Source organism: Pedobacter faecalis (assembly GCF_030182585.1).
In the GTDB taxonomy this organism is placed as follows: Bacteria; Bacteroidota; Bacteroidia; order Sphingobacteriales; family Sphingobacteriaceae; genus Pedobacter; species Pedobacter faecalis.
In genome coordinates this window covers 1,819,057-1,845,767 of the sequence record NZ_JARXOW010000001.1, presented here as the reverse complement: position 1 = coordinate 1,845,767, position 26,711 = coordinate 1,819,057, and the positions used below count along the sequence as shown (strand labels likewise).

Here is a 26,711-nt window from a genome sequence, read left to right as displayed (position 1 = left end):
ATTTTAACCGGTAAAATCGTATATTTTTGTATTTATAATATCCAAATACAAAGCGTTTTACGAGTGAGGTCCAAGAGAATTTTAGTCTGGTTTAGGAATGACTTGCGTCTGCACGATAATGAGATGCTGGTAGAAGCCGTGGCTAAGTCAGACGGTATTCTTCCCGTCTACTTCTTTGATCCCAGGCATTTCGGGAGTACCAACCTCCAAACCGATAAAACGGGGGCAGGCCGTGCTAAGTTCCTGATTGAAAGTGTGCTGTCTTTGCGAGAGGCCATGATACGAAAAGGCGGCAATCTGCTTGTTATCACCGGTTCACCCGAATCGCACATCTGTTCACTTGTGGAGAAATACGATATCTCAGAGGTTTACCATCACAGAGAAGTAGGTTTTGAGGAAACATCCGTATCTGCCAACGTAGAGGACGCGCTGTGGAAGCAGAAGATAAACCTGAAGCATTTCATCGGGCATACCTTGTATAATAAGGAAGATCTTCCTTTCCCGATTAAAGATATACCCGATGTATTCTCACAGTTTAAAAAGAAAACCGAGCGCGATGCGATAGTCAAACCTTGCTATGAGGAACCTGAGCATATCGTTTTTGTGGAAAGTGAAGCCTGGGGAGATGTGCCTGATCTGAAAGCCCTGGGTTTCTCAGAGGAGGCTGTGCCTGAAAGCGATTTACACGGCGGGGAGCATGCCGGTCTGCAGCATCTCAACACATTATTGAGTAGCGGCTCCACGATTTATGACCGGCCTGCGAAGCAACCGCCCGGAAAGCAGGCTTTTTTCTCCCGGCTGTCGCCCTGGTTAGCCTTGGGCTGTTTGTCGCCGCGTAAGGTCTACTGGACAATGAAGGCGGCTGATCAGGTACCCGGGGCCGCGAATTTTAATCAGGTGCTTCTGGGCCTGCTATGGCGCGATTATTACCGCTTTATGTTTAAAAAACACGGTATCGGCTTTTTTAGGGATTCCGAATTCGAACATTTCGTCCGTCAAGATAGAGATGATGAGCCCGATGCTCTCGTCAGGTGGAAGACAGGGCAAACCGGCAATGCGCTGGTAGATGGATATATGAACGAGCTGAACAAATCTGGCTACATACCGCATGCAGGTCGGCTTGTTGTGGCCACTTATCTGGTGTATGTGCTCAAGCAGGACTGGATCAGGGGCGCCGCATACTTTGAAGAAAAGCTGGTCGATTATGCGCCCGCGAGCAATTGGGGAAATTGGGCCAGCGTAGCCCACAAAGGCCTGAACGTTGCCAATAAAGCTGCTTTTGACCTCGAAAAGCAAATCAAGGTCTTCGATATGGATATCGCCGACGTGGCCTGAGCAGAGGGCCCTGTAAGTGCCACGAATTAAATCATTTAAATTACTATCTTCGGCAAGTCTTGAACAATAATCGTTGTTCGAAACAATTTTGTTTAACGTTTGTTGGAGGTAGTACGGTGAAAACATTTTCAATAAGTGACATAGAAGGACTTATAGGCATCAAGGCCCATACCATCAGGGCCTGGGAAACCCGGTATAACCTGGTTCCGCCCAAACGTACTGCAACCAATATCAGATACTACGACGAGGACGACCTCAAGATCCTGCTCAATATCGTGGCGCTGAATGAGAACGGTTACAAGATCAGCAAAATCGCGCGAATGAGCCGGAAGCAGATATCTGATCTGGTTTCCCAGTTAAAAAGCGACTGGAAGAACGATTCCGTTCAAATTCTCAATCTTTCCGACGCAACAGTTAAATATGACGAACCGGCGTTTTCTAAAATTCTGAGCGGCTGCATAGAGGAAATGGGTCTCATCAATGCCATGGATCTTGTGCTTTTCCCGTTCATGAAACGCGTGGGAATGCTATGGCAAACCGGAGCCATAGACCCCTCTCACGAACACTTTGCCTCTAATCTCATCCGCGACAAAATCATTGTCGAGATCGATAAACTGCACAAACCTAAAAAGCCAGATAAAAAGCGTTTTCTCCTGTTTTTGCCCGAAAACGAGATGCACGAAACCGGCTTGCTCTTTGCCCGCTATCTCCTTAAAAAATGCGGGCAGGATGTGCTGTATTTAGGATCGGAAGTCCCATACGCCGATCTGAAGAAAGTGATTGTATCTTACAAACCTGACTACGCTTTAATGGTGCTTACCTCCATGAATCTTGGGAAAGATATCAATAAAGTGATCACAAAAGTTATGGACAATTTGGACGTTCCCCTGCTGGTGGCAGGAAGTTTGATCTCTGAATTCGACATACTCGTCAAAGACCAGTTGACACCGCTTAAAAATGTTTGCGACATGGTCGATTTTCTCGAAGATTTATGACGAGTATTAGGCCTGTATTCAGCTAAAAGTTCTAATTTTGCAACACTTATACCAATTCATACGTAATGGATAATTTGTCTTATCTTAACGGCGCTAATGCCGAATATATTGAGTCCCTGTATCAAGCTTATAAAGAAGATCCCGAGTCGGTCGAGTTTGGCTGGCAGAAGTTTTTCGAAGGTTTCGACTTTGGCAGGAGTTCGTCAGGAACAGAAGTTACTGCCGAAACTCCTGAGCATTTCTTAAAGGAAATCAGCGTACTGAATCTCATTAATGGTTATAGGCAGAGAGGACATCTATTTACACAAACCAACCCTGTAAGGGAACGCCGGCAGCATTTGCCTACCCTTGATCTGGAAAACTTTGGCCTGAGCAACGCAGATCTGGATACCGTATTCAATTCAGGCGTTGAAATCGGTATAGGAGCAGCTAAACTAAGTGATATCGTCGCTTTTCTTAAGCAGACCTACTGCCGCTCCATCGGCGCAGAATATAAATATGTACGTACCCCTGAGGTATTGCGCTGGATCGAGAAAAAGATGGAAGGGGCGCGCAACACGCCAAACTTCTCTATCGAAGAAAAGCGCCGGATCCTTAAAAAATTAAACGAAGCAGTGAGCTTCGAGAACTTCCTTGGTACCAAGTTTCTTGGCCAGAAGCGATTCTCCCTTGAAGGGGCCGAAGCGCTGATCCCTGCGCTCGATTCTGTCATTGAGAAAGGTGCCGAGCTCGGAATAGACGAATTTGTGATAGGCATGGCACACCGTGGCCGCCTGAATGTGCTGGCCAACATCATGCAGAAGACCTATAAAGATATTTTTGCAGAATTTGAAGGTAAAGGCTATAGCGCCGAGTCACCGTTTGGCGGCGACGTAAAATATCACCTGGGTTATTCCACAGATGTAACCACAAACAGCGGCAAGAGCGTTCACCTTAGCTTATGTCCTAACCCGTCCCACCTTGAAACCGTCAACAGTGTAGTTGAAGGTATGGGCAGATCCAAGATCGACTTTAAATACGGAGGCGATAATGCCCGGCTGGCACCGATCCTGATCCATGGGGATGCCTCAGTGGCCGGCCAGGGTATCGTGTACGAGGTGATCCAGATGGCGGGGCTCGACGGTTATAAAACCGGCGGTACCATTCACCTGGTCATCAACAACCAGATCGGGTTTACAACCAACTTTAAAGACGCCAGAACGAGCACTTATTGTACAGATATTGCCAAAGTAACCTTGTCTCCCGTATTCCACGTTAACGGAGATGATGTTGAAGCACTGGTTTATGCCATTAACCTGGCTATGGAATACAGGCAGAAATACCGCAACGATGTGTTTATCGACATCCTGTGCTACCGCAGGTTTGGACATAACGAGTCCGATGAACCTAAATTTACACAGCCACTGTTATACAAGGCCATCGAAAAACATGCAAATCCGCGCGATATCTATATCAAGCAACTGGTTGGAGAGGGCAAGCTGGAGGCCAGTCTGGCAAAAGAAATGGAAAAGGAATTCCGTGGTATTTTACAGCAGCGGCTCAACGAAGCCAGGGAAATCACCTCAACCTATCAGGACGTAAAGTTTGGCGGAGCATGGTCCGACATGCGGTTGGCCACACCACAGGATTTCGAAAGCTCACCGAACACCTCCGTTAAAAAATCTACCCTGCTGGAGGTCGCCAAGCGGATCAGCACCCTGCCGGCAGAGAAAAAATTCTTCAAGAAGATCGAAAAGCTTTTTGAAGAGCGCAGCCGGATGGCCAACGAAACCCATGTGTTCGACTGGGCAATGGGCGAGCAGCTTGCATACGGCACATTGCTTGCAGAAGGCAAGCGTGTCAGACTAAGCGGGCAGGACGTCGAACGGGGTACATTCTCGCATCGCCACGCCGTAATTACCCTCGAAGATTCAGAAGAGGAATATATCCCTCTTGCAAACATATCAGATCAGCAGGCACCATTTGATGTCTACAACTCGCATCTTTCTGAGTATGGCGTTTTGGGTTTTGAGTATGGTTATGCCATGGCCAATCCTAATGCGCTCACCATTTGGGAAGCACAGTTCGGCGACTTCTTTAACGGCGCTCAGATCATTGTAGATCAGTATATAGCCAGTGCTGAAACAAAATGGCAGCGTGAAAACGGCTTGGTAATGCTTTTACCACACGGCTACGAAGGCCAGGGCCCGGAGCACTCATCGGCCCGCATAGAGCGTTTTATGGAGCTGTGTGCCGACTATAATATGCAGGTTGTTAACTGCACCACGCCAGCAAACTTCTTCCATGCATTACGCAGGCAGTTTAAGCGCGACTTCCGCAAGCCTCTGGTCGTATTTACACCGAAGAGCCTGCTGCGCCATCCGCAGTGCGTATCTCCGCTGGCCGATTTCACAGATGGCGGATTCCGGGAAGTTATTGTCGACGCGAACCTTAACAAAAAGGATGTAAGGCGGGTGTTGTTCTGCACAGGCAAGATCTATTACGAATTGCTTGAAAAGCAGCAGAAAGACAGTGTCAAAGACGTAGCTATAGTGCGTGTAGAACAATTGTACCCTACACCAGTAAAGCAGATGGAGGAGGCTTACAATCAGTATCCAAACGCTGAGGAAATGGTTTGGGTGCAGGAAGAGCCTGAAAACATGGGCGCATGGCCATATCTGGTTCGTAAGTTCAGAAAGACAGCATTCAGTGACATGGAAGTTCTTTCCAGAAAAGAAAGCAGCAGTACGGCCACAGGTTTTGCCAGGCAGCATGCAGATCAGCAGGCCTATATCTTGGCCCGCGCTTTCGAAATGCCGGTTACCGAAACCGAGCAGAAAATCGCAAAGAAATCAGTTAGTAAGGTATATAACGTAGACTAAATATAATACACTGTTATGAGTATAGAAATAAAAGTTCCGCCGGTAGGCGAATCGATAACCGAAGTCGTTTTGTCGCGCTGGGTGAAAAACGACGGTGATGCTGTTGAAATGGACGAGGTAATTGCCGAACTGGAATCAGACAAGGCTACTTTTGAATTAACAGCAGAGCAGGCTGGAACTTTAAAGACAGTTGCCGCTGAGGGCGATACGCTCGCCATCGGTGCTGTAGTATGTAAAATTGAAGAAGGCGGCGCGCCTTCGCAGCCAAAAGAAAGTGCCGCTGAACCTAAGCAGGAAGCGGCTTCCCCAAAGGCAGATGCTTCAGCAGCTCCGGTAGCTGAGAAATCCGGAGATAGCTACGCCACCGGCACACCTTCACCAGCAGCGGGCAAAATCCTGGCAGAAAAAGGGGTAGACCCGGCCAGCGTTAAAGGCACGGGTGTAGATGGCAGAATCACTAAAGAAGATGCGCAGAATGCGCAGAAGCCACAACAGAAAAGTGCCGCACCGACAGCATCGGGCAAAGCTCCGGCAAGTCCGGCTGCCGCACCAGGATCAAGAAATGAGCGTCGGGAAAAGATGTCTCCTTTGCGTAAAACAGTTGCGAAGCGCCTGGTAACCGTTAAGAATGAGACGGCTATGCTCACCACCTTTAACGAGGTGAACATGAAGCCTATCATGGATATGCGCTCGAAATATAAAGACCAGTTTAAAGAAAAGCATGGCGTCGGACTTGGCTTCATGAGTTTCTTCACCAAAGCGGTTTGCGAGGCCTTGAAAGAATTCCCTGCAGTGAATGCCCGCATTGAAGGCGAGGAAGTGGTGTATAACGACTTTGCCGATATCTCCATAGCCGTATCTGCGCCCAAGGGACTTGTTGTTCCGGTAATTCGCAATGCAGAGAGCATGAGCCTGGCCCAGATTGAGAAATCAGTGTTGGAGCTGGCTTTGAAAGCGCGCGACAGCAAACTTACCATCGAAGAAATGAGCGGCGGAACCTTTACCATCACCAACGGTGGTGTATTCGGTTCTATGATGTCTACACCGATCATCAACGCTCCGCAGTCGGCTATCTTAGGGATGCACAATATCGTAGAACGTCCTGTAGCAGAAAAAGGCGAAGTGGTCATCAGACCGATGATGTACGTCGCCCTGTCTTACGATCACCGGATCATTGACGGCCGTGAATCAGTGGGTTTCCTTGTGCGTGTCAAGCAGTTGCTTGAAGACCCGGCAAGATTACTCCTTGGCGTATAATCTATAGCAAGAAGCATAAAACAGAAAAGGTCGTAACCATCAGTTACGACCTTTTTTATACTATTGCTCCCCTCTCAATCTATATACTCGGGTGGCGCGGCCTGGCGCAGGTACTGGTCAAACAATGCTTTCAAATCCAGCCCGCTCTCCCTGCTGATATATTCCTCAATCTGCTGAGTGGTTACCGTCTGATGGTAGAACGTCTTATTTAATCCGCGTAAAATGCCCCGGAACTTCTCATCGTCGTTCATCAGCTTGCGTATATGGTGAATCATGTTCGCACCTTTGTAATACATGTCTCCCGAGCCCTCACTGTTCACATGATAGGAGCCAATAATCGGGCGGTCATTTTTGATGTTCTTCCTGATCCCTTTCACATACTGGTCGCCCGCCTCCTTGCCATATAAACTCTCCACAAACAAGGCTTCAGAATAATTTGTAAACGCCTCATGCACCCACATATCCGCAATATCTTTGGTCGTGATATTGTTGCCAAACCATTCATGGCCAGATTCATGTATCGTTATAAAGTCGAACTTAAGGCCCCAGCCCGAATCCGACAAGTCGCCACCCAGATAGCCCTTCTTAAACTTGTTGCCATACGCCACTGCACTTTGGTGTTCCATGCCCAAATGCGGCGCCTGTACAAGTTTGTAGCCGTCTTCATAAAAGGGGTAGGGGCCAAACCAGTGCTCGAACGACTTCAGCATGGGTTTCACGTCGGCGTCCCAATGCGGGCGCGCCTTTACGCTATCTTCCTTGAGCGACCAGAAATCGAGGCTTAAATCACCTTTTTCTCCCTTGTACTTGTCCGTCCAGTGCGCATACTTGCCCACATACATGGTCACGTTGTAATTATTTATGGGGTTGGCCACAAACCAGTTATACTGCATATGTTCGCCGCCGACTGCTACCATACTGCGTAAACGGCCATTGGAGATTTCCTTCAGGTCTTTTGGGACCGTAACACTGATCAGCATGCTGTCTACCTCATCGCTCTGATGGTCCTTATTGGGCCACCAGGCACTTGCGCCCAGGCCCTGACAGGCTACAGATACCCAAGGGTTGCCCGCTTTGTCTTTTTTAAAGATAAAGCCCCCATCCCATGGCGGATTCTTCGCAACCACCGGCTTGCCAGCATAGTAAACCGTGAAGCTTTCTTTACTGCCTTTCTTAATCTCCCTAGGGAAGTCTACAAATACAGCGTTAAATTCACGGGTAAACTTAAGGGGCTTGTTTTTGTAGATCACTCGGTCAACTTTCATGTTGCTGAAAAGATCGAACTGCAGCCTGCTAAAATCATCTGCAGCCGTAAAATGAAACGTGTTGCTCCCGCTCACAGCTCTACCTGGAATATCCAGCTTCACATCGAGGTGATAATAGTTGATGTCATAGCACGTACGCAAGGGTGTAAGCATACCCCTTAGCGTATCTGCCCGGGTAAAGGCGTCCGACTGGCCAAGCAACTGTGCAAGGGCAAATTTGGCTAAAGCCGTTAGTGCCAGGCTTAAAAAGAATCTTTTCATCATATTAAGGTTTCAGCACGTTAACCTTTATAAAAGAAGCATTATGCACATCATGGAATATGCGGTGTGTAGCCTTTCTGAAATCGCCCGCCCCGGCCTCATAAATATTCATAAACTGCTGCGGATTGCGGTCGGCCAGCGGGAACCAGGAGTTCTGAACCTGGATCATGATGCGATGACCCTTTTTAAACGTATGCGCTACATCAGGCAGCTCATAACTGATCTTCGTGATCTCCCCGGGAACCATAGGCTCAGGCTTTTCAAAACTATTCCGGTATTTGCCCCGCATAATTTCTCCGCGCACCAGCATCTGATATCCACCCATTAAAATGTTTTTCGGATTCTTTGCCGGATTTGGCGTCTCTTCCGGATACACGTCGATAAGCTTAACCACATAATCCGCATCAGAGCCGGTGGTCGACACCACCAGGTTGGCCTGAAGCGGCCCCGTGAACGTAATATCCTCGGTTAGCGGATCGGTCTGATAAACCATCACGTCCGGTCTACGCGCCGCAAAGCGCTGGTCGTCTATCATATATTCCCGCGTTCTTCTAGCCTGTACACCATCCTGATAGGGCACCGGTTTGTTCGGGTCGCTCACGTATTCATCCCAGCTGTCTGTACGGCCAACCTTCTCAAAGCCGAGTTTTCCGTTAGGCTGCAGGTAAAGCATTTTCGACTCCACATCTTTAGGTGGCCAGGTAGAAAACTCCTTCCATTGGTTACTGCCAGTGATGAAGATGTTGGCTTCGGCAGGCTTAAACTGCCCTTCACCTTTTAAATAGTACTTAAAGAACGGCAGCTCAAACCGTTCCTGGTATTGAATACTCGTGGGCTGACCAAACTCGATATCTCCGAAGCTCGAGCCATCGCTTCGCACCCATCCGCCATGATACCAGGGGCCTGCCACGAGGATATTGTTCGCCGCAGGATTTTGCTTTTCGATGCTTTTGTAGGTGGCGAAAGTTCCATAAGCGTCCTCAGCATCGAAAAAGCCGCCCACGACCATTACAGCAGGTTTTATATTTTTCAGGTGAGGCTGAATATTCCTGGCCTGCCAGAAAGTATCCAGATCAGGATGTGCGAAAAGATTATTCCAAAAGCGGATGCTGTCCGCAAAATACCTGTCCTTAAGATCTTTTACCGAACCCGCTTCCAGGTAAAAGCGATAGTTGTCGGCTATAGGGAACGCAAAAGACTTAGGCCCGAACTCCGGTGTAATGGGCTTAGGGCGAGGCACCCCGAAAGTGCTCATAAATCCAAAAGCGTCCATCAAAAATAAGGCACCGTTATGGTGAAAGTCGTCGCCGATAAACCAATCCGTAACCGGCGCCTGGGGGCACACCGCCTTCAGCGCCGGATGCGCGCCTGGCAATGCTGCGGTAGAGTAAAAGCCAGGGTAAGAGATGCCGTAAATACCCGCTTTTCCGTTGTTGTTGCTCACATTCTTCAGCAGCCAATCTATCGTATCATAAGTGTCACTGCTTTCGTCAACATCCTTTTTTGAGCGCTTGTTCGCTACGTGCGGACGAACATCATCAAAAGTACCTTCACTCATCCAGCGGCCGCGCACGTCCTGGTATACAAAAATGAAGCCTTCCCGCATCATGGCCGGGTAGTTGCCCAGACTGGTCTTATACTTATCTTCCCCGTAAGGCGCCACTGTATAAGGTGTGCGGTTAATCAGAAACGGATACTTTTTGCTCTTGTCCTTAGGGATGTAAATAGACGTAAAAAGCTTCGCGCCATCCCTCATCGGGATCTGTCGTTCAATCTTAACGTAGTGTTCCCGTACATAAGCCGAATCGCTCAGCTGCGCAGAAACTGAAAACTGCAGGAGCATCATAGCTCCGAACAGAAATGATAGTTTTTGGAGGTTCATGTAAAAGTTGCCGATTAGAGCCTTAAATATAAGCAAATGCAAATGTTGTTTGCATAAATACCTTATTTAGACATAGGTTTGTTAACTTTGCAGCGTAAAAAAACACCTTTATATGCAATACGATGTAGTAGTCATTGGCTCGGGACCGGGCGGTTATGTTGGAGCAATCAGATGCGCTCAGTTAGGTTTAAAAACCGCAGTTGTAGAGAAGTATAAAACATTTGGCGGTACCTGCCTCAATGTAGGCTGTATCCCCTCAAAGGCCCTTCTCGATTCTTCCGAGCACTATCACAATGCAGTACATAGCTTCAAAACACACGGCATTGCCATTAAAGACATCAAGGTAGACATGCCGCAGATGATCGCCAGGAAGAACGACGTCGTAGCACAGAACACCGCCGGTATCCAATACCTCTTTAAGAAAAACAAGATCGACGCCTTTGAAGGTGTGGGTTCATTCACCGATAAAAACACCATCAAGATCACTAAGACAGACGGCTCTTCGGAGACCATCACGGCAAAGAACGTGATCATCGCTTCCGGCTCCAAGCCAACTGCGCTGCCATTTCTGCCGGTCGATAAAAAACGGATTATTACCTCAACCGAAGCCTTGAACATTACGGAAGTTCCTAAACAACTCGTTGTCATCGGTGGGGGTGTAATAGGTCTGGAACTTGGGTCGGTATATGCGCGGCTGGGTACCAAAGTCTCTGTCATCGAGTTCATGCCTTCTATCATTGCTACTATGGATGGCGGACTTGGCAAAGAACTTCAGCGGGTACTTAAAAAGTCTCTGGGTATGGAATTCTTCATGAACCATAAGGTGACCGGCGCAACCGTAAAAGGCAAGAAAGTGACCGTTACGGCCGACAATGCCAAGGGCGAACAGGTGAGTTTCGAGGCCGATTACTGCATCGTAGCTGTAGGCCGCACCGCTTATACTGAAGGCCTTGGCCTTGAGAACATCGGAATCAAAACCGAAGAACGCGGCAATAAGATTCCGGTAAACGAGCACCTGGAAACTACCGTTCCGGGCGTATATGCTATAGGCGACGTGATCAAAGGCGCTATGCTTGCCCATAAAGCGGAAGACGAAGGCATTTATGTTGCAGAGCGCATTGCCGGACAAAAGCCGCACATCAATTATAACCTCATCCCGGGCGTTGTGTATACCTGGCCGGAAGTGGCTTCGGTAGGCTATACCGAAGAGCAGCTTAAAGAAAAGGGCCAGCAATATAAAGCAGGATCGTTTCCATTCAAGGCCAGCGGAAGGGCTAAAGCCAGTATGGACACCGACGGCTTCGTAAAAGTACTGGCTGATGCCAAGACAGACGAAGTGCTCGGCGTGCATATGATCGGTCCCCGCGCGGCCGACATGATCGCAGAGGCGGTAGTCGCCATGGAGTTCCGTGCTTCGGCGGAAGACATTGCCCGCATCTGCCATGCGCACCCAACTTATACAGAAGCCCTCAAGGAAGCAGCTTTAGCGGCTACCGAGAACAGGGCAATACATATCTAAGAAATTACTGCGTAACAGGAGGAGGCTGGTCAGACGTACCAGCCTTTTCTTTTAGTTCCGGGTAACAGGCAAACAAGGCTTTTACCGAAATTTCAATCAGCCTCAGGTGTTCCGCCTGCTTGCCATGCTGCACCTCCACATTGATGTACGGAATGCTATGCTTCATGGCGTAAACCGAGAGCGACCCATCATCCGGCGCGTTGTGCGATTGCAGCGCCACGTTAACATTTTCACGCTTCAGATAATCAAAAAGCTTCTTCTCCGTCACAAACACCAGGTCATCCGGATCCATAGCAAAATTGATGTGCAATGAGTCCGCCGTACCTTCCAGTTCATAACCCTTCAGGTAAGACGGAATGCCAAAGCCACCATCGGCATTATTATGCAAGGTAAAAATGTAACCATACTTAGCATGGTTGTATAAATTTAGAATAACCTTCGAAGCCATCTCCAACTGATCCATAACCTTTTCGTCGGCCGGCCCATATTTTTCGAGGCCAACACGGATGCCGTCACGAGTGTAAATGCTGTTTGGATCCGTTTGATAATCTACACCATCAACCTTAAACTTAAAGTTGCGCACGCCGCCGTACTGACAATCCACCAGCCTTCCGCCATTAAACTGCATATATTCAAAAGCCGCCTTTACACCGGTATCCTCATTATCATGGATGGCCAGGAAACTCACTTTGGGCGCTCCATAAGCGTAGCGCACCAGATTAACGTTCAGGTCGCTCACCACAATATACGTAGTGTCCATCGTCATACCCTTAAATACCGGCGGATGCTGCGCATGCAGCAACAAGCTTCCAAGAAAGAAAAAAGGCAATAGAAACAGGTACCTCAGCATGGTCAACTTTTCAACAAAATAGCAAAAGAATCTGAGCTGCAAAAAAAGAGGGGCCAATCAGGCCCCTCTAAAACTATTAAAACAGATATCGATCCTTAATGTGCAAGATCCGGATCGTATTCCAATACATCCTTATGGTCATAAGGCTCCGTCATCAGCTCGTCTATCGACTTGCCTTTTTTGTTAAAGCCAAATCTGTCCAGCATCCTGTCGAAGATCAGGTAGATCACCGGAACCACGATCAGGGTGAGGAATAGTGAACTGATCAGACCACCGATGATAACCCAGGCCAAACCATTCTTCCATTCCGCACCGGCACCGCTGGCAATCGCGATCGGAAGCATACCAAACACCATCGCAATGGTCGTCATCAGGATCGGGCGCAAACGGGCATGGTTAGCCAGCACCAAAGCTTCCCGGGTCGATTTCCCTTCCGCCTTCTGCTGATTGGTAAAGTCGACCAGCAAGATCGCGTTCTTCGCTACCAGACCCATCAGCATGATCAAACCAAGAATGGTAAAGATACCCAGGGAGTTATTCGTCAGCGCCAGTGCAAGCAACGCTCCAATCATCGCCAGCGGCAACGAGAACATCACCACAAGCGGATATACAAACGAGTCATACAGGGCCACCATAATCAGGTATACCAGGATAATGGCCGATAACAAAGCAATACCCAGCGTACCAAAACCTTCACTTTGGTTTTCCTGATCACCAGCCCAGGTATAACTCACACCCACAGGGGCTTTAAGCTTACCATTTTCCTGGTACTCCTCAAGTTTCGCCTGGAAATCTTCAACAATCGTTCCCGTTGGCCGTCCTATCGACTGCGCCTGTACGGATACCGAGGTCGACTTGTTCAGTCGCTCCAGCTGACTAGGACCCGAACCTTCCGTAATATTCGCAAACTGCGATAATTTCACCTGCGTGCCTTTATCGTTCACAAATACCAGGTTCCGCACGTCATCTATATTCTGGCGGTTAAAGTCCTGGAACTGGATGTTGATATCATATTCGTATTCACCCTTACGGAATTTACCATCTGTATTACCCGCAAAGGCAGTCTGCATCGTAGAACCAACCGTAGAAAGATTAAGGCCTAAGGCCGACATCTTATCACGGTCTACCTGCACATTAATCTCCGGCGTACCTTTCTCTACCGAAAGCTTAATCTCCGTAGCACCAGGAATAGTTGCCAGAACATCCCTGGCACCCTGTGCATACTTTAACACGCTGTCCAGGTCAGAACCCGTTACCACCAGACTGATCGGAGCGTTTTCCGCGATACCCAAAATACTGATCGGCACAGTTTTTACCTTGGCTCCGACAAGTTCTTTGGCCAGGGCGCGGCTCATTTTCGTGGCGAAGATATCAGATGATACCCCTTCACGCTGATCGCGTTCAACGAGGCGCACGTTAATCTCCGACTTATAAGCCGTTGCCTGCGTTCCACCAAAGTCACCGCTGGCCTGTCCTACCGTTGTAATCAGCTGCACAATTTCAGGCTGCTTGTCAAGGAAAGCCTCCGCACGCTGCGTATAAAAGTTGGTCTGCTCCAAAGGCGCATCCTTCGGCAATTCGATCTGCACCAGGAATTCACCTTTATCCGATTTCGGGAAAAACTCCGTACCAATAAATCCGGCACCCAGTAAACCGCATGAACTTAAGAACAAAACAAACACACCCACCAGCGTAATCGCCTTATGGTTCAACGACCAGTTCAGGATACCTGTAACCCAGATCGTAAACTTCTTCAGTTGTTTTTCAAACCAAAGGATAAAACGGCCAAACGCATTTTTGCCTTCAATATGCTCCAGCTTACCAAATCTTGAGAATAGCAGCGGAACAATCGTAAACGACGCCAGCAAGGAAAGCAGCGTGGCGATAATAACCACCACACAGAACTGGCGCAATACGTTCGACACCAAGCCCGTACTTACGGCGATCGGGAAGAACACCACCACAATTACAAAGGTGATCGATACCACTGTAAAACCGATCTCCCTGGTCGCATCAGAAGCTGCGCGGACTTTATTCTTACCCATCTCCATGTGTCGCTGGATGTTCTCCAGTACCACAATCGCGTCATCCACCAGGATACCCACAACGAGCGAGAGTCCAAGCAGCGACATCAGGTTCAGCGTAAAGCCAAACAGGCTGATACCGATAAAGGTTGCGATCAACGAAGCCGGGATCGACACCATGACGATCACCGCGTTCCGCAAACTATGCAGGAAGAAAAGCATCACAAAAGCCACCAGTACAACCGCAATGATCAAATCGTGGATAACTGCGTCGGCCGATTGCAACGTAAAAATAGAGCTGTCGTTAACGATCTTGATGTCCAGCTTATTTGCCTCATAGTCCTTTTTTAGCTTCTCAATAATGGCATGTACGCCCTTACTTACTTCAACTGCGTTCGCATCACTTTGTTTAATGATCTGGATAGCGATCGACGCTTGCCTGTCAATACGGGCCAGTTTCTCCGTTTCCTTCTTAGAATCCTGAACGTCGGCAACATCACCCAAACGAATCTGCGCACCATCAGGAGTTGTTGTCAACACCAAATTTCTCAGCTCCTCAATGGTCCGGTACTTGCCCGACAAACGGATCAGTACGTCCTGCGACTCGGTCTTAACACTACCCGTAGGGAAGTCCAGGTTAGAGCTCAGCACCATTTGCTGCACCTGCGTTGCCGAAAGGCCATAACCCTGCAGCTTATTCGCATCAAGCGAAACCTGAATCTCACGTTCCGATCCACCCACAAGGTTCACCTGCGCAATACCCGCAACCCGCGAAATTACCGGGGCAATCCGCTGGTCAATCAGGTCATAAAAACTCACATCATCCATATTGGCCGATGCCGTCATCGTAATTACCGGCAAATCGTCAAGCGAGAACTTACTCAGTGAAGGCGTTTTCACATCCTCCGGTAAGTCCGAAAGGATTGCGTTCACCTTCCGCTGCGCATCATTCAGGGAAATATCAATATTGGCTGCATCAGTCAGCGTAATCGTTACGGTCGACAAGCTCTCGAACGACACAGCGTTAATCTTCTTGATGTTCTCCATCGAAGAAACCGCGTCCTCAATCTTCTTGGTCACCGTGTTTTCCACCTCACTTGGCGAAGCTCCCGGGTAAATCGTCTGTATAGATACAACGTTGTTCGAGAATTTCGGAAGCAACTCGTAACCCAGCGAAAAGTAACTCAAGAGCCCCAGGAGCGTGAGTGCGGTAAACACCACAATCACCAGCGAGGGTCTTTTTATAGAAATATCTGTTATTTTCATCTTATATCTTATTCAATATGGTTTACTTAACGACAGATACCGGAGTACCGTCTTTTAAGTTGATCTGACCACTAATAATCACTGTCTCACCCTCATTCAAGCCATCCAGGATTTCCACGTTATCGCCCAGAATACGGCCGCTAACCACTTTCCTCACTTTCGATGTATTGCTTCCTTTATCCAGAACAAACACCTCATTGCTGCTTACACTACCCGCAAATGAAGTCCGTGGCACAAGTATAGTCGGCGCCTGTTTCGGGAACTTAAACACTGCGGTACCATACATACCAGCCTTTAAAGTGTTCTTGCCTGCATTGTCCACCTCAATCTCAATCGGGAAGTTCAGCGAAGCATCAGCCTTAGGCGCAATAAAGCTTACTCTGCCAGAGAAATTATCATTAGGGAAAACCGACGACTTGATCTCAACCTTGTCGCCCACCTTCAGGTTAGCCACCTGCGACTCGCTCACATTCACCTTCAGCTTCAGTTTCGATACGTCAACCAATTCAAAAAGCTGAGATCCCTGCGAGTTCACGAAAGCACCCACTTCAATGTAGCGCTTGTTTACAATACCATTGATCGGCGATTTAATATTAGCGTCGCTAACCCGGCGCTGCGAAGCCTGCAAACGCAGCTTAGCATTTTGCGTAGCCAAACGGGCCTGATCCAACTGCTGTTGTGTAACACCGCCAGTTTTAAACGAGTTCTCGTACCGGGCCTGATCCCTTAAAGCATTCTGATAAGTAGCTTCAGCAGTTTCTTTATCCGTATTCATGATCTCCGCATCAATACGGGCCAGTACCTGACCTCTCGAAACACGATCACCCTCATCAACATAAATTCTGGTCACCCTTCCCGCATTTTCGTTCAGCAGATTTAACTCCTGCTTAGGCGAAAAATTCCCGTTCACACTAAAATCCTGGTCCACCACCGTTTTTTGCACAGGGGCTACCCTAACGGCAACCGCTCCGCCGCCTTGGGCAATGAAAGCCGTTTTCGCTTCGTTCTTCTTCTTGTTGTTCGTCAATACCAGTGCGATACCCACCAGGGCAAGCAGGACAACTACGACTGTTATGATTATTCTTTTCATTGTAAGAGTGATTTAATGTTTCCGTTAGATTTTATTAATTGTATTTCGGCGACCTTATAGTTCAATAAAGCCTGGGTGTAGGCATTCTGTGCTTCAGTAAGCGCATTCTCCGTGTCCAGCAGGTCAGTAAGGCTTGCCAGTCCGTTATTATAATTGTTTTGTGTGCTTTGATAGATCTCATTTGCAAGCTCAGCGTTTTTCCTTTGCGACTCTATCGTGCTAATGCTGTTGCGCAACTCGATCTTGGCATTTTCATAAGCCGTGTTCAAAGCATTCGTTGTTTGTCTGCGGTCTTCGTTCGCTTTCTTGATGTCCACATCAGCCTGGCGGATGCGTGAGCGGGTAAGAAAGCCATTGAAAACAGGTATTCTCAAGGTTATCCCGATAGATGAAGCATCGAAACCGATCGCTCTTCCGTTCGAGGTTAGATAGTCAAATCTGTTTGCCTGGCTGGAATATGTGTAGTTGCCAGATAACGAAAGATTAGGATAGTATTCCGAAACATACGCCTTACGCTGCAAGGCCAGGAGCCTGTCCTGCACGTCTAATAATTTCACTTCAGTCCGGTTGTCCAGATTTAGCGTATCGCTCATTTCTGGCAGCGTAACCGATTCGTTCAATTCCGTTCTCGGCAGAGTAATGGCAGTTTCCACCGGCATACCCATCGAGAGTTTCAGCTGAAGTTCCAGTTGTGTAATCGAGTTGATCACCTGTGTGCGTTGTGTTTCAAGATTCGTGATACTCACCTTGATCCGGTCTACGTCAATCTTCTTGGCCAAACCATTGTTATATTGTGTAGTAATGATGTTTTCCACCACGCGAATGTTCTTAAGGTTTGTGTCTATGACGTTCAGCCTCTGTCTGGCCACAAGCACCTGATAATAATTGTTCGCCACCAGCTCAATCACCTGCTCGTCGGTCAGTTCCGAAGAAAGCCTGTAATACTCTTCACTGGAGCGCGCTGCCTGCAAACCAGTAAATACCTGCTGGTTGAAAAGCTGCTGAGAAAGCTGAATGCCCGCATTCGAATCCCAGGCCCGACCAAGTGAAAAAGCTTGTGCATTACCTCCGTTATTTACAACGAGTTGCCCAATTATAGGGTTATAATTCAAACTCGTACTTGCGTTAATCTGCGGCAAAGCCTGCGCACGAACCTCCTGCGTTTTGTATTTGCCACCATCAATATCCAGCTTAGCCTTCCGGGCATTCACGTTGTTCTGCACCGCATAGTTCAGCGCCTGTTTCAGCGTCAGCGTTTGCTGCGCCTGCGATGCAACGGCCGACAATACCAAGCCCAGCACCAGCAGCGGGATTGTTCTTATCTGTTTCATTATTGTATTCATATATAGTTAATTAATTAGGGTCTATTTTAATCCTTTAACAAAAATTGCCGACAAGCCCAGCTGCTTGTCCAGCATCAGTTTCATTTCCTTCTTGCTCGGAAACAACTCCTTATTTCCATGCGTAATGCACAGCGAAGTAATTCCCGCCAGACTGTCCAGATACAATTCCGCCACCTTGTCCATATCCGTATCCTCAATCTCACCTTTTTCAGCCGCAGTTTTGAACACTTGTTTATGGAACTGCTGATTTCGTGCCTTCATCTTCATAAAATGCGCCTTCAATTCCTCAGAGTTGAGCGACGAATCCGGACTTGCACCCGACAGATGCAGCATATAATACTTTTGGAAAAAGCGATGCCTCACCTCAATAAATCCGGCTAAGCGCGCTTCAAGCGGCTGCTCCTCGGCAAAACGCTCATTTTCGATGATGTCAAAATAGTCAGAGAAAATTTTGTCAATCACACCCAGCACCAGGCTGTTCTTATCCGGGAAATAATAATACAGTGAAGGCTTAGATACCGAAAGGTCCTCCGCAATCTCATTCATCGTGGTCTTACTGATCCCGTAATGCATGAAACGCTTAATCGCACCCTCAATAATCGCCTCCCTTTTTTTATCCGTCTCTACCATTCTACTTTTTTACTTTTTGACTTTTCGTTTTCAATGGTCAAAGTTAAGGCCAGAAAATTTACCGTTTAAGTGTAGACGCAAAAAAGGGTAGAAATGTTACAGAAGTATGACGGACGAAGCTATTTCTTCTGCAGGCCTGCCATAAAGACGTCAGCAAACAGCCTTTCCTTCAGAAAGATCTGCTTAAAATGATCCTTATCGGGGAACACATAACGGTGCTTTAAAACGATGTCGAAGTGTATACCAGTCAGCGCGTTCATAAACACCTCGGTCACCAGTTTAGGATTATCCATGCTCAGTTCGCCGCTCGTGATGCCGCGGTTAAACAGCGAGTTCACCACCATCGCTTCAAAAGCCTTTGCCTTCTCAATCTTTTCAGACAAGCCATTGGGCAGGTCCTGACCAATCACCTGATTAGACTCAAAAAGCTTATAATATTTCTGAATATACGTCTGCCGCTTTTGCAGCAGTTTAATAATGCCTTCCGTAGAAGTTTTCGTTTTATCTATCGATTTGATCAGGTCGCGGCTCATCACCTGCATCAGGTGTTCAATCGTGGTAACGTACAGCGTCAGTTTGTCCGGAAAATAATAATACAAAAGTGCCTTAGAAAATGAAATGTCCTTCGCAATCTCCGTCATTGTGGTTTTCGCCAGCCCGTAGTGGGCAAATCTCTTCAGCGCAGCCTCAATAATCAAAAGCCTTTTCTTGTCCTGATTCTCCATAAATGCTAAAAATAAACAATCTTTATCTAAGTTTGCAGCATGTCATGTAACGTCTTTAGCGCACAATGCCCGTAATTGAAGAAAACAAATCGTTAAAGCCCTATAACACCTTCAGGGTAGATGTACTCGCGAAGCAGTTTACCGAAGTATTTACCGAAGACGACCTGCTATCCCTTTATCAAAGCGGCGCTTTCCACCAGCCCTATCTTATCCTGGGCGGTGGCAGCAATATGCTTTTTACGAAAAATTTCGACGGACTCGTCATCAAGATCTCCATTCCGGGCATCGAAGCGGAAGTCAGCGGCACAGACGTAAAGCTCCAGGCGGGAGCGGGCGTCGTGTGGAACGACCTGGTCAGCTACAGTGTCGCCAGAGGTTACGCCGGCCTGGAAAACCTGAGCCTTATTCCCGGTACCGTCGGTGCCTCACCGGTACAAAATATAGGGGCCTACGGCGTGGAGCTGAAAGATGTCTTTGAAAACTGCAAAGTATTTAATACGCATACAGGGGAGTTTGAACAGTTTGCGGCGGGCGACTGCCAGTTCGATTACAGGCATAGTATATTTAAGGAACCCTCCAAAAAAGGAAAATACATCATCACGCAGGTCGGCTTCAGGCTAAGCACCCAGGCAGAAATCAACACCCGCTACGGTGTTATAGAAGAAGAACTCAAAAAGCGGCACATCAGCAATCCCGGAATTGCCGATGTATCCGCAGTCGTATCCTCCATCAGGGTCAGCAAACTTCCAGATCCATCAACCATCGGCAATGCCGGAAGTTTCTTTAAAAATCCCATTGTAAGCCGGGAGACCGCCGATGCCCTTACCGGTAGATTCCCCGATGCCGTGCGTTATCCGGTGGCCAATGGCGACGTAAAGCTGGCTGCCGGCTGGCTCATCGAGCAATGCGGTTTTAAAGGAATGGTAGATGGCAACACCGGCACCTGGAAAAACCAGGCCCTGGTGCTTGTAAACCATGGCGGGGCCACTGGTCAGGAAGTGTACACTTTTTCAGAACGCATCATAAAAGAGGTCGATGCCAAATTTGGCGTTAAACTGGAAAGGGAAGTAAATATTTTGTGACATAAGGCTAAATTGCCCGTAACGTCCGAAAATTAATTTGTTAATATCGATTTAAGTTTTTTGGTACACCTATTGTATATGCTTTAGTGTGTAAGATTAGACAAACCTGGTTGATCCCCGGAAAAGAAAACTAGTTTGTTTGCTTTTATAAAACCCTAAAACTTAAAACATTATGACAAAAAATGAATTTAACCTCCAGCTGAACAATCACACAAGTTCTTTGCAGTCATTCGCTTTAAATTTTACTAAAGATATAGAAGATGCAAACGACCTGGTACAAGACACTATGTTGAAAGCGGTAACTTACTACAGTAAGTTTAAGGAGGGTACGAATTTGAAGGGTTGGTTATTTACCATCATGAAAAACACCTTCATCAATAACTATCGCCGACTGGTAAAAACAAATTCGCTTATCACACAGTCAGACGATATATCATCAGCCAATCTGCACTACAGCGCAGCACGCAACTCAAGCGAAAGCAAGTTTGTCATTGGCGACATCAATAAGGCACTGGCTACTTTGCAGCCAGAATACTATGTGCCATTCATGAAATACTTCGAAGGATTCAAATATCACGAAATCGCAGAAGAGCTAAACATCCCGATTGGAACAGTGAAAACCAGGATCCACGTAGCACGTCAAATCCTGAAAAAATACCTGAAAACCTATTCGAAAGACATCTTGGGAGCAGAAGTAGCCTAATCAACCTACCTAAGCCTCAAAATAAAAAGGATGCCCGCAGGCATCCTTTTTTCGTTGGTACAAAACCGCGGCTAATTTAGTCTGCCAGCGTACTGACTGTCCGAAACATCCGCTCCGCAAGCAGCGCGCATCGCCACAAACACTTCCATACGCTGGTTAAGCAGGGCAGGGGAGAGCGGTATCCTTTCCATACCTTCCGACCGGCGCGCACCACTAAGCTCGATGCAAGCCTTCTCATGCTTTTCAGCGGCCAGTTCGGGAAAGTACACCACCACCATAATCCGGTCATGCATATATTGCCAGTCGAGAACCGGCGTCCAAGTGATGCACAGCCCATCATCCTCCGCTACCACGGTCAGCCCCATCAATCCGGGCACGCTGCCCATGCTCAGTTTAAGCTTAGGATAATCCACTTCAATTTGCGGATACACACCCTTCAGCGCAGCCGGCTTATTCACCGAGATGCCTACATTCTGCGGGTAAAGAGATCTCAGTTTCGCCTCCGCGTCAAAGCCAATCCGCGTGAAAGGTTTCGCCATGCTCAGCACCTCGCAAATCACCTTCATCGCCTGGCGGTTGGCCAGTTGCTTCTCCGTAGGTGGCTTATTGTTCTGGCCAATCATGCGAACCACATTCTTGCCCAGTACCACATAGCTCACCATGTTACCTACCCGGCCCCTTATCGCGCCGAGCAGGTTGTTACGAAACACAGCCATGATCCTATACCACCAAAATACTGCCCACATACACACTCGTGCTCACGAGCTTATGATCAACACTCAGCACCGCAGCATACACCTCCACCTCATCGCCGCTAAAATCAAGCGGCAGAGCCATGTCGTAGGTCAGTCCCGACCGAACAACGCCCGTCGGAGAAACCACGAAGTCCTGCTTCAGCGGATTGTATACAATGAACGTTGCCTTGTCGGTAGGCCCACCCGGCCTTGCCACCTCAATAGCGGCCGACCAGCTAAAGTCGAGCTGCGCTTCCGTTTCTGCTGCTACAGAAAGACTGGCCAGGGGCGAAAGCTTGCCCTTGCTGAACAAAGCTTTCGAGTAGTCGACCGTAAAACTCGGATACACGCCTGTTACCGCATTGTCCAGATTATACTTCACTGCCGCATTCCAGGCCGACATCTTCGGATCCTCGTGCTCAAAGCCCAGCTTCAGGAAAGCACTCACATCGCTCATCCAGGAAGAAATTAAACCCATTTTCAGCTGAACAGCCAGCTGTGCCTCCGTCGAGGTCCGGTTTCCCCTATGCGGACGCATAGAAAAAACATTCTTGCCGCGAACCCTGCGGCCCACGTTGTTTCCCGTCCTGCCGATCAAGTCGTAGTACGGGCCACCTGTTAAGTGTCCCATCTCTTTAAATTTTATGATGGTTTACTACTGCTTTATTCCCACAGCAGGCGCCGCAGAAAATGCCTTACGAAAAGGCGAGAAGATCTAAAAGTCGTTCGAAAAACGCTTCAATGTCTTACCTTGTACACCAATCTCCCAGATCGCAAGCACTGCCCGCCCCTCATCATCAGCTATAACCTCAATCACCCAGTGCCGACGGCCACGCGGGCTCTCCACCATCATAATTCCCCCGTCAGCTGGCGGATTTGTAAGCAAGCGCTCAAGTTCAGTGATCGCCTGCTCACCCCAAACAATTTTGGTAAGCCGGAACAAATGTCCGCCGCCACGTCTAAAAACCAGGGATGCAGCATTATTTCTTTTTCTGTAAGCGTATACAGTCAGGCCATTCCGACCCTCAACATTCAATTTGCCCATAGGAATAATTACGTTTATTTAGTTGTTAACCAAAAATAACATGGGTGAATAGGCCTTGCATCGTCAAATGACGGAATAGCGGGTCCTATACAACGTACTATCACTAATTTTCAAATACGCCGCTACAAACACATCCATACGCGCACTTTCGGCCGGAAGCAGAAAAGGATACACCTTATAAAACATCCGCACCCTTTCCGGCACGGGCAAACCCATCATATCCTCCCGAAGCTTCTCCTTAGCCGAATCATACAGCATCACCGTACGCTGCGCAAACTCATACATACCTGTGATCAGGTAAACCTTCTTCATGGTAGTTATCCTAACGCGCGACAAGATCGTATCCTTGCCCGCACAAATCGTATACGGCGAAGCCTTCTGCTCCAGAAAGCTCAGAAAAGCCACAATACTATTGCTGCGGTAAAAGCGCAGCACATGCCTCACCCCGGCCTCGCATATATACGTTACATACACATAGCCCCTGATAATGTAATACGCATACAGCGGTAGATCCCCCTGATGCACCAACACCTCATGATGCACAGGGTGAATCTCATCCATTTCGTTCCGCAGCAGCGGTTCCAACTGCGGCGGCAGTTCAAGATCCGGGTTAATACTGCGTAGCAATTTCATTAGCCTGTCAAAGGCGTGAACTATTTTGATCATAAAAGCAGATTGTTAAGAGCGTAATTAATTCAATATATATCCCATTTCTTCCGACATCTCGTACCAGCGCAGCACGTTATTTTTTATATAAGAACGATACCAGGCCAGCTCCTCAAACACCCCGTCCAAAACCTCAATAGAAACAGAATCCACACTTTCTTTAGACACATAAGTCTTTCCATTCCTCTGCTCAAACATAATCCCAAAGCCGAACAATTCCTCTGTACATGCATACACCTTCGCATGTCCCTTACCGAGCATATTCCAGAGGTAATCCGTGTCGAGATTCTCAATATCCTCAACGCACTCATAATCTAAAATCTCCATAAAATCGGGGTTCTCTACGTCCAGTGACAAGCATATTGAAAACTCAACAGGCGATTTATCCCACAATATTGCATCGATGTAGAGGCCGCCAGCAAAGTGGATATCTATTCCGTTATTATTCATATAAATATTTCCATGGCTTTCCATGAAAGCCTCCAGTTCGGGAAGCGTTAGTAATTGTTTTTTCATAAAATAATAGTAGTGTTTAGATGTTAAATGTGCTCCTTCATCCACTGGGGCATTGGCGCTCCCTTCAGATAATGATCCAGAAACTGCCACACCTTCTTGTTATAGTCAAGCTGATTTTTTTCACCGCCTACTCCATGCCCATGACCTTTGTAATTGAGCCACCAGCAAGGTTTGGCGAGGCTGCGAAGAACGAGATAAAAGGCTTGCGTCTGACGGAAGTCTACGTTTTCATCACCATCATTATGCATGAACAAAATTGGGGCGTTTACATTCTTTGCCTCATAAAGTGGGGAATTACGAACATAAGCCTGCGGATTTTCTACAACTGTCTTTTCCATCATAAAATAAGAATGCTGTGTAAAAGATTGCTGGCTCTGTCCAGGAAACCATATAGATGTAGCTAAACGGGTCATATCACTAACTCCGGCACCTGATATAGCTGCGGAGAACCTGTTGCAGTGTGTCATGACGTAATTTGTTTCGAAGCCGCCAAAACTATGACCTACAAGCGCAAATTTGTCCTTGTCAACAAAACTATATTGGCCTACGTGGTTTGCCGCAGCTAAAACCGACCGTAATGCTCCTTCTCCTGGTGCACCAATGATACCCCTAATATCTGGTAGAAACACCAAATACCCGTTGCTTACTAACAAAGCGATATTAAAATTAGCCCCTACAGGTCCTGGCTGAATATAGGCATTCAACGAATTGCTTTGGGTTTCGTAAATTCTGAACACAACAGGGTATTTTTTGTTTGGATCAAAATTTTCAGGCTTGTATAGTATTCCCTGATATTGGTTTCCCAAGCTATCTGTATAAGAGCATAATTCTGAACTAAGCCAGTTGTACTTACTTTCAGGGTTGAGATGACTTAACTGATTAAAAGATATTAAATCTTTACTAAAGTAATAATTAGGTGACTTATTTGCCTGTTGCCACTTCACCAGATATCCCTTCCCATTTTTAGCTGTTAAAAAGTCATCATCTCTTAGCTGATAATAAACATAGTCAAGATGTCCTGAGTACCGGGAACCCTTATACAATTCTTTTAATTTCTGCCCTTTAGTATTTGCATGGTATTCATAAAATCCATATTGCTTAGTCTTTGTATGGAATGCGCCAAATAAGATTTTATCTTCATCTACTGTACCGCCAGTTGGCTGCCCTGCAAGGTAAAAAACAATTTTCTCCTTCTCGCCTAAACCCTGCGTCACATTGATAGGATCAGTATTTCCTGCTGGATCGACCCTATAAATATCATACATTGTGTTTATGAGCAGAGCATTGTCATTTTTAAGCCAGCCCGTTATTCCAGTTGTCGCTTCCTCTTGATTCGGGTAGTGTCTATTATAATAATACCCAAAGCCGACTTTGATCTTGTCGGTGATGGCCTTCTTTGTTTTGGTCGCTGTTTGATAAGAAACATAGCTTTTTAATGCCGGATCGAAGTAAATAATATACCTTCCGGTAGGAGAAAGTGTAGGCGAAATCCAATGTGTCCTGTCCAGTTCTAAAGAACTGCGTTTTCCGGTTTTAGTATTGCAAATATAGAATGATAGCCTAGAGTTTTTGTTCCATCGTTCCGTATTTAGTGCCTTAGTTGAGAGTATTATAAAAATGCTATCTGTTTCGTAGCGTAGAGAACCTGATACCAATCGTTCTTCACAGTTAATAAGTTGTAAGACAGTTCTGTTAGAAAGATTTATTGCGGATAAGTAGTTACGGTTTTGCAACATCTGCATCCCAACCATACCATTATAAAAACTTTTCAAATATGCATCCTCGTAACTCCATGTTTCCAGATCCGAGGGTTTATTTGTATCTGTCTGCTTTCCGCCGTTTGTTTTTAAAGAGAAAAACAGCCTCTCCCCATCCTTGCTAAATCTCCAATATTCCCCTGTAACGATAGACATGGTATTATCTATTCCATCATTGTGCTGATCCGCGAGTAATACCGCTTGATCAGAACCAACTTTGTAATACCAAAGACTATTGGCATTAGCCTCGTTTACTACAAATGCTGCTTGCGATCCAATGTTGTCGAAAATAACATTACTCACATTAGGTCCACTAAAAATTTGTTTGTTTTTGTTGGAAGTCATGTCCACAAACCAAGCGGCAACACGCTCTTTTGCGCCTGGATCGCTTTTTAACAGAATTAGGGATTCACCAGACGGTGAGAACTTATATTGGCTTACGTTTTCAAACTGCTTTAATATTCTGCCGGAAAGATCACATAATTTAATCGCTTGTCTTGATTTCAATAGCAAGTGTGTAGTCCCTTTCACGTCGATCAATTCATAGCCTTTAACATTAGGAACAAAGTAATTTCTATTGCCATTGAAGTCATAAATTAAAAGGCTATCACCTGGCAAAGTTCCATATAGGTACTTGCTGTCATTGCTGATTGTTGGCGAAGTTAGGCCCGAAACTGAATACAATGATTTTCCAGATGTTGTCTTCAGGATAAATTCAGAATTATTATCTGAGGACATTGCTTTGCTATTTATGTAGTAGTAAGCGTAACGAGCATCGGGGCTGATTCCTCCTAAATTCACTTCGGTCCAGGATTTATACGTTTCAAGCGCAAGCGCTGGTTTCTGTCCGTAGCACGTTCCCAAACACAAAACCCAAAGCCAAAAAGATATAATTACTTTCATAA

General features: G+C 47.0%; 21 protein-coding genes. 7 read left to right on the top strand and 14 right to left on the bottom strand.

Annotated features, from left to right (window positions below; genetic code table 11):
* Positions 1-63: 63 nt before the first annotated feature.
* From QEP07_RS08350 to odhB, 4 genes are all read left to right on the top strand, one after another.
* On the top strand, positions 64-1,335 hold the full coding sequence (locus QEP07_RS08350; protein ID WP_285009431.1) for a DASH family cryptochrome: 1,272 nt from the start codon (positions 64-66) through the stop codon (positions 1,333-1,335).
* Between the two features lie 116 nt (positions 1,336-1,451).
* On the top strand, positions 1,452-2,330 hold the full coding sequence (locus QEP07_RS08345; protein ID WP_285009429.1) for a MerR family transcriptional regulator: 879 nt from the start codon (positions 1,452-1,454) through the stop codon (positions 2,328-2,330).
* Between the two features lie 65 nt (positions 2,331-2,395).
* Positions 2,396-5,191: a 2-oxoglutarate dehydrogenase E1 component gene (locus QEP07_RS08340; RefSeq protein WP_285009427.1), complete on the top strand. Its 2,796-nt coding sequence runs from the start codon at positions 2,396-2,398 to the stop codon at positions 5,189-5,191.
* Between the two features lie 15 nt (positions 5,192-5,206).
* Positions 5,207-6,448, top strand: coding sequence for a 2-oxoglutarate dehydrogenase complex dihydrolipoyllysine-residue succinyltransferase (gene odhB / locus QEP07_RS08335; RefSeq protein ID WP_285009425.1), 1,242 nt, complete (start codon positions 5,207-5,209; stop codon positions 6,446-6,448).
* A 74-nt stretch (positions 6,449-6,522) separates the two neighbouring features.
* Here the strand turns inward: odhB and QEP07_RS08330 are convergent, their stop codons facing one another.
* Positions 6,523-7,977, bottom strand: coding sequence for a M1 family metallopeptidase (locus QEP07_RS08330; protein WP_437126687.1), 1,455 nt, complete (start codon positions 7,975-7,977; stop codon positions 6,523-6,525).
* Between the two features lies 1 nt (position 7,978).
* On the bottom strand, positions 7,979-9,856 hold the full coding sequence (locus QEP07_RS08325) for a CocE/NonD family hydrolase (RefSeq protein ID WP_285009423.1): 1,878 nt from the start codon (positions 9,854-9,856) through the stop codon (positions 7,979-7,981).
* A gap of 112 nt (positions 9,857-9,968) precedes the next feature.
* Here QEP07_RS08325 and lpdA point away from each other — a divergent pair, with 112 nt between their 5' ends.
* Positions 9,969-11,375: a dihydrolipoyl dehydrogenase gene (gene lpdA / locus QEP07_RS08320; RefSeq protein ID WP_285009420.1), complete on the top strand. Its 1,407-nt coding sequence runs from the start codon at positions 9,969-9,971 to the stop codon at positions 11,373-11,375.
* 4 nt (positions 11,376-11,379) lie between these two features.
* Here the strand turns inward: lpdA and QEP07_RS08315 are convergent, their stop codons facing one another.
* The 6 genes from QEP07_RS08315 to QEP07_RS08290 all read right to left on the bottom strand — a co-directional run bounded on the left by QEP07_RS08315 (position 11,380) and on the right by QEP07_RS08290 (position 19,303).
* A complete protein-coding gene (locus QEP07_RS08315) occupies positions 11,380-12,225 on the bottom strand; it encodes a hypothetical protein (protein ID WP_285009418.1) in 846 nt (281 codons plus the stop codon).
* 95 nt (positions 12,226-12,320) lie between these two features.
* Positions 12,321-15,515 (bottom strand): efflux RND transporter permease subunit, encoded by a 3,195-nt coding sequence (locus QEP07_RS08310; RefSeq protein WP_285009416.1) that lies wholly within the window; start codon positions 15,513-15,515, stop codon positions 12,321-12,323.
* A 22-nt stretch (positions 15,516-15,537) separates the two neighbouring features.
* The gene (locus QEP07_RS08305) at positions 15,538-16,605 is read right to left on the bottom strand and encodes an efflux RND transporter periplasmic adaptor subunit (protein WP_256003736.1); all 1,068 of its coding nucleotides are present in this window, start codon (positions 16,603-16,605) and stop codon (positions 15,538-15,540) included.
* The gene (locus QEP07_RS08300; RefSeq protein ID WP_285009414.1) at positions 16,602-17,936 is read right to left on the bottom strand and encodes a TolC family protein; all 1,335 of its coding nucleotides are present in this window, start codon (positions 17,934-17,936) and stop codon (positions 16,602-16,604) included. Before QEP07_RS08300 ends, QEP07_RS08305 begins: the two co-directional genes overlap by 4 nt.
* A 33-nt stretch (positions 17,937-17,969) precedes the next feature.
* Positions 17,970-18,578: a TetR/AcrR family transcriptional regulator gene (locus QEP07_RS08295; RefSeq protein ID WP_285009412.1), complete on the bottom strand. Its 609-nt coding sequence runs from the start codon at positions 18,576-18,578 to the stop codon at positions 17,970-17,972.
* Positions 18,579-18,697: 119 nt separating this feature from the next.
* Positions 18,698-19,303 carry a TetR/AcrR family transcriptional regulator gene (locus QEP07_RS08290; protein ID WP_285009411.1) on the bottom strand — a complete coding sequence of 202 codons (606 nt, stop codon included), beginning with the start codon at positions 19,301-19,303 and terminating at the stop codon, positions 18,698-18,700.
* Positions 19,304-19,368: 65 nt separating this feature from the next.
* Between QEP07_RS08290 and murB the strand changes: the two genes are divergently transcribed.
* Positions 19,369-20,385 carry a UDP-N-acetylmuramate dehydrogenase gene (gene murB / locus QEP07_RS08285; protein WP_285009409.1) on the top strand — a complete coding sequence of 339 codons (1,017 nt, stop codon included), beginning with the start codon at positions 19,369-19,371 and terminating at the stop codon, positions 20,383-20,385.
* Between the two features lie 172 nt (positions 20,386-20,557).
* The gene (locus QEP07_RS08280; protein WP_256003745.1) at positions 20,558-21,088 is read left to right on the top strand and encodes an RNA polymerase sigma factor; all 531 of its coding nucleotides are present in this window, start codon (positions 20,558-20,560) and stop codon (positions 21,086-21,088) included.
* Between the two features lie 71 nt (positions 21,089-21,159).
* Here the strand turns inward: QEP07_RS08280 and QEP07_RS08275 are convergent, their stop codons facing one another.
* The 6 genes from QEP07_RS08275 to QEP07_RS08250 all read right to left on the bottom strand — a co-directional run bounded on the left by QEP07_RS08275 (position 21,160) and on the right by QEP07_RS08250 (position 26,709).
* Entirely contained in the window at positions 21,160-21,804 is a 645-nt protein-coding gene (locus QEP07_RS08275; RefSeq protein WP_285009407.1) for a DUF6266 family protein, read from the bottom strand.
* A 4-nt stretch (positions 21,805-21,808) separates the two neighbouring features.
* Positions 21,809-22,453, bottom strand: coding sequence for a DUF6266 family protein (locus QEP07_RS08270; RefSeq protein WP_285009406.1), 645 nt, complete (start codon positions 22,451-22,453; stop codon positions 21,809-21,811).
* A gap of 84 nt (positions 22,454-22,537) precedes the next feature.
* Complete coding sequence (locus tag QEP07_RS08265; RefSeq protein WP_256003752.1) at positions 22,538-22,867, bottom strand: hypothetical protein; 330 nt, start codon at positions 22,865-22,867, stop codon at positions 22,538-22,540.
* 63 nt (positions 22,868-22,930) lie between these two features.
* A complete protein-coding gene (locus QEP07_RS08260) occupies positions 22,931-23,533 on the bottom strand; it encodes a Crp/Fnr family transcriptional regulator (protein WP_285009405.1) in 603 nt (200 codons plus the stop codon).
* Between the two features lie 24 nt (positions 23,534-23,557).
* A complete protein-coding gene (locus QEP07_RS08255) occupies positions 23,558-24,049 on the bottom strand; it encodes a hypothetical protein (RefSeq protein WP_285009403.1) in 492 nt (163 codons plus the stop codon).
* 23 nt (positions 24,050-24,072) lie between these two features.
* Positions 24,073-26,709: an alpha/beta hydrolase family protein gene (locus QEP07_RS08250; protein WP_285009402.1), complete on the bottom strand. Its 2,637-nt coding sequence runs from the start codon at positions 26,707-26,709 to the stop codon at positions 24,073-24,075.
* Between the last annotated feature and the right edge of the window lie 2 nt (positions 26,710-26,711).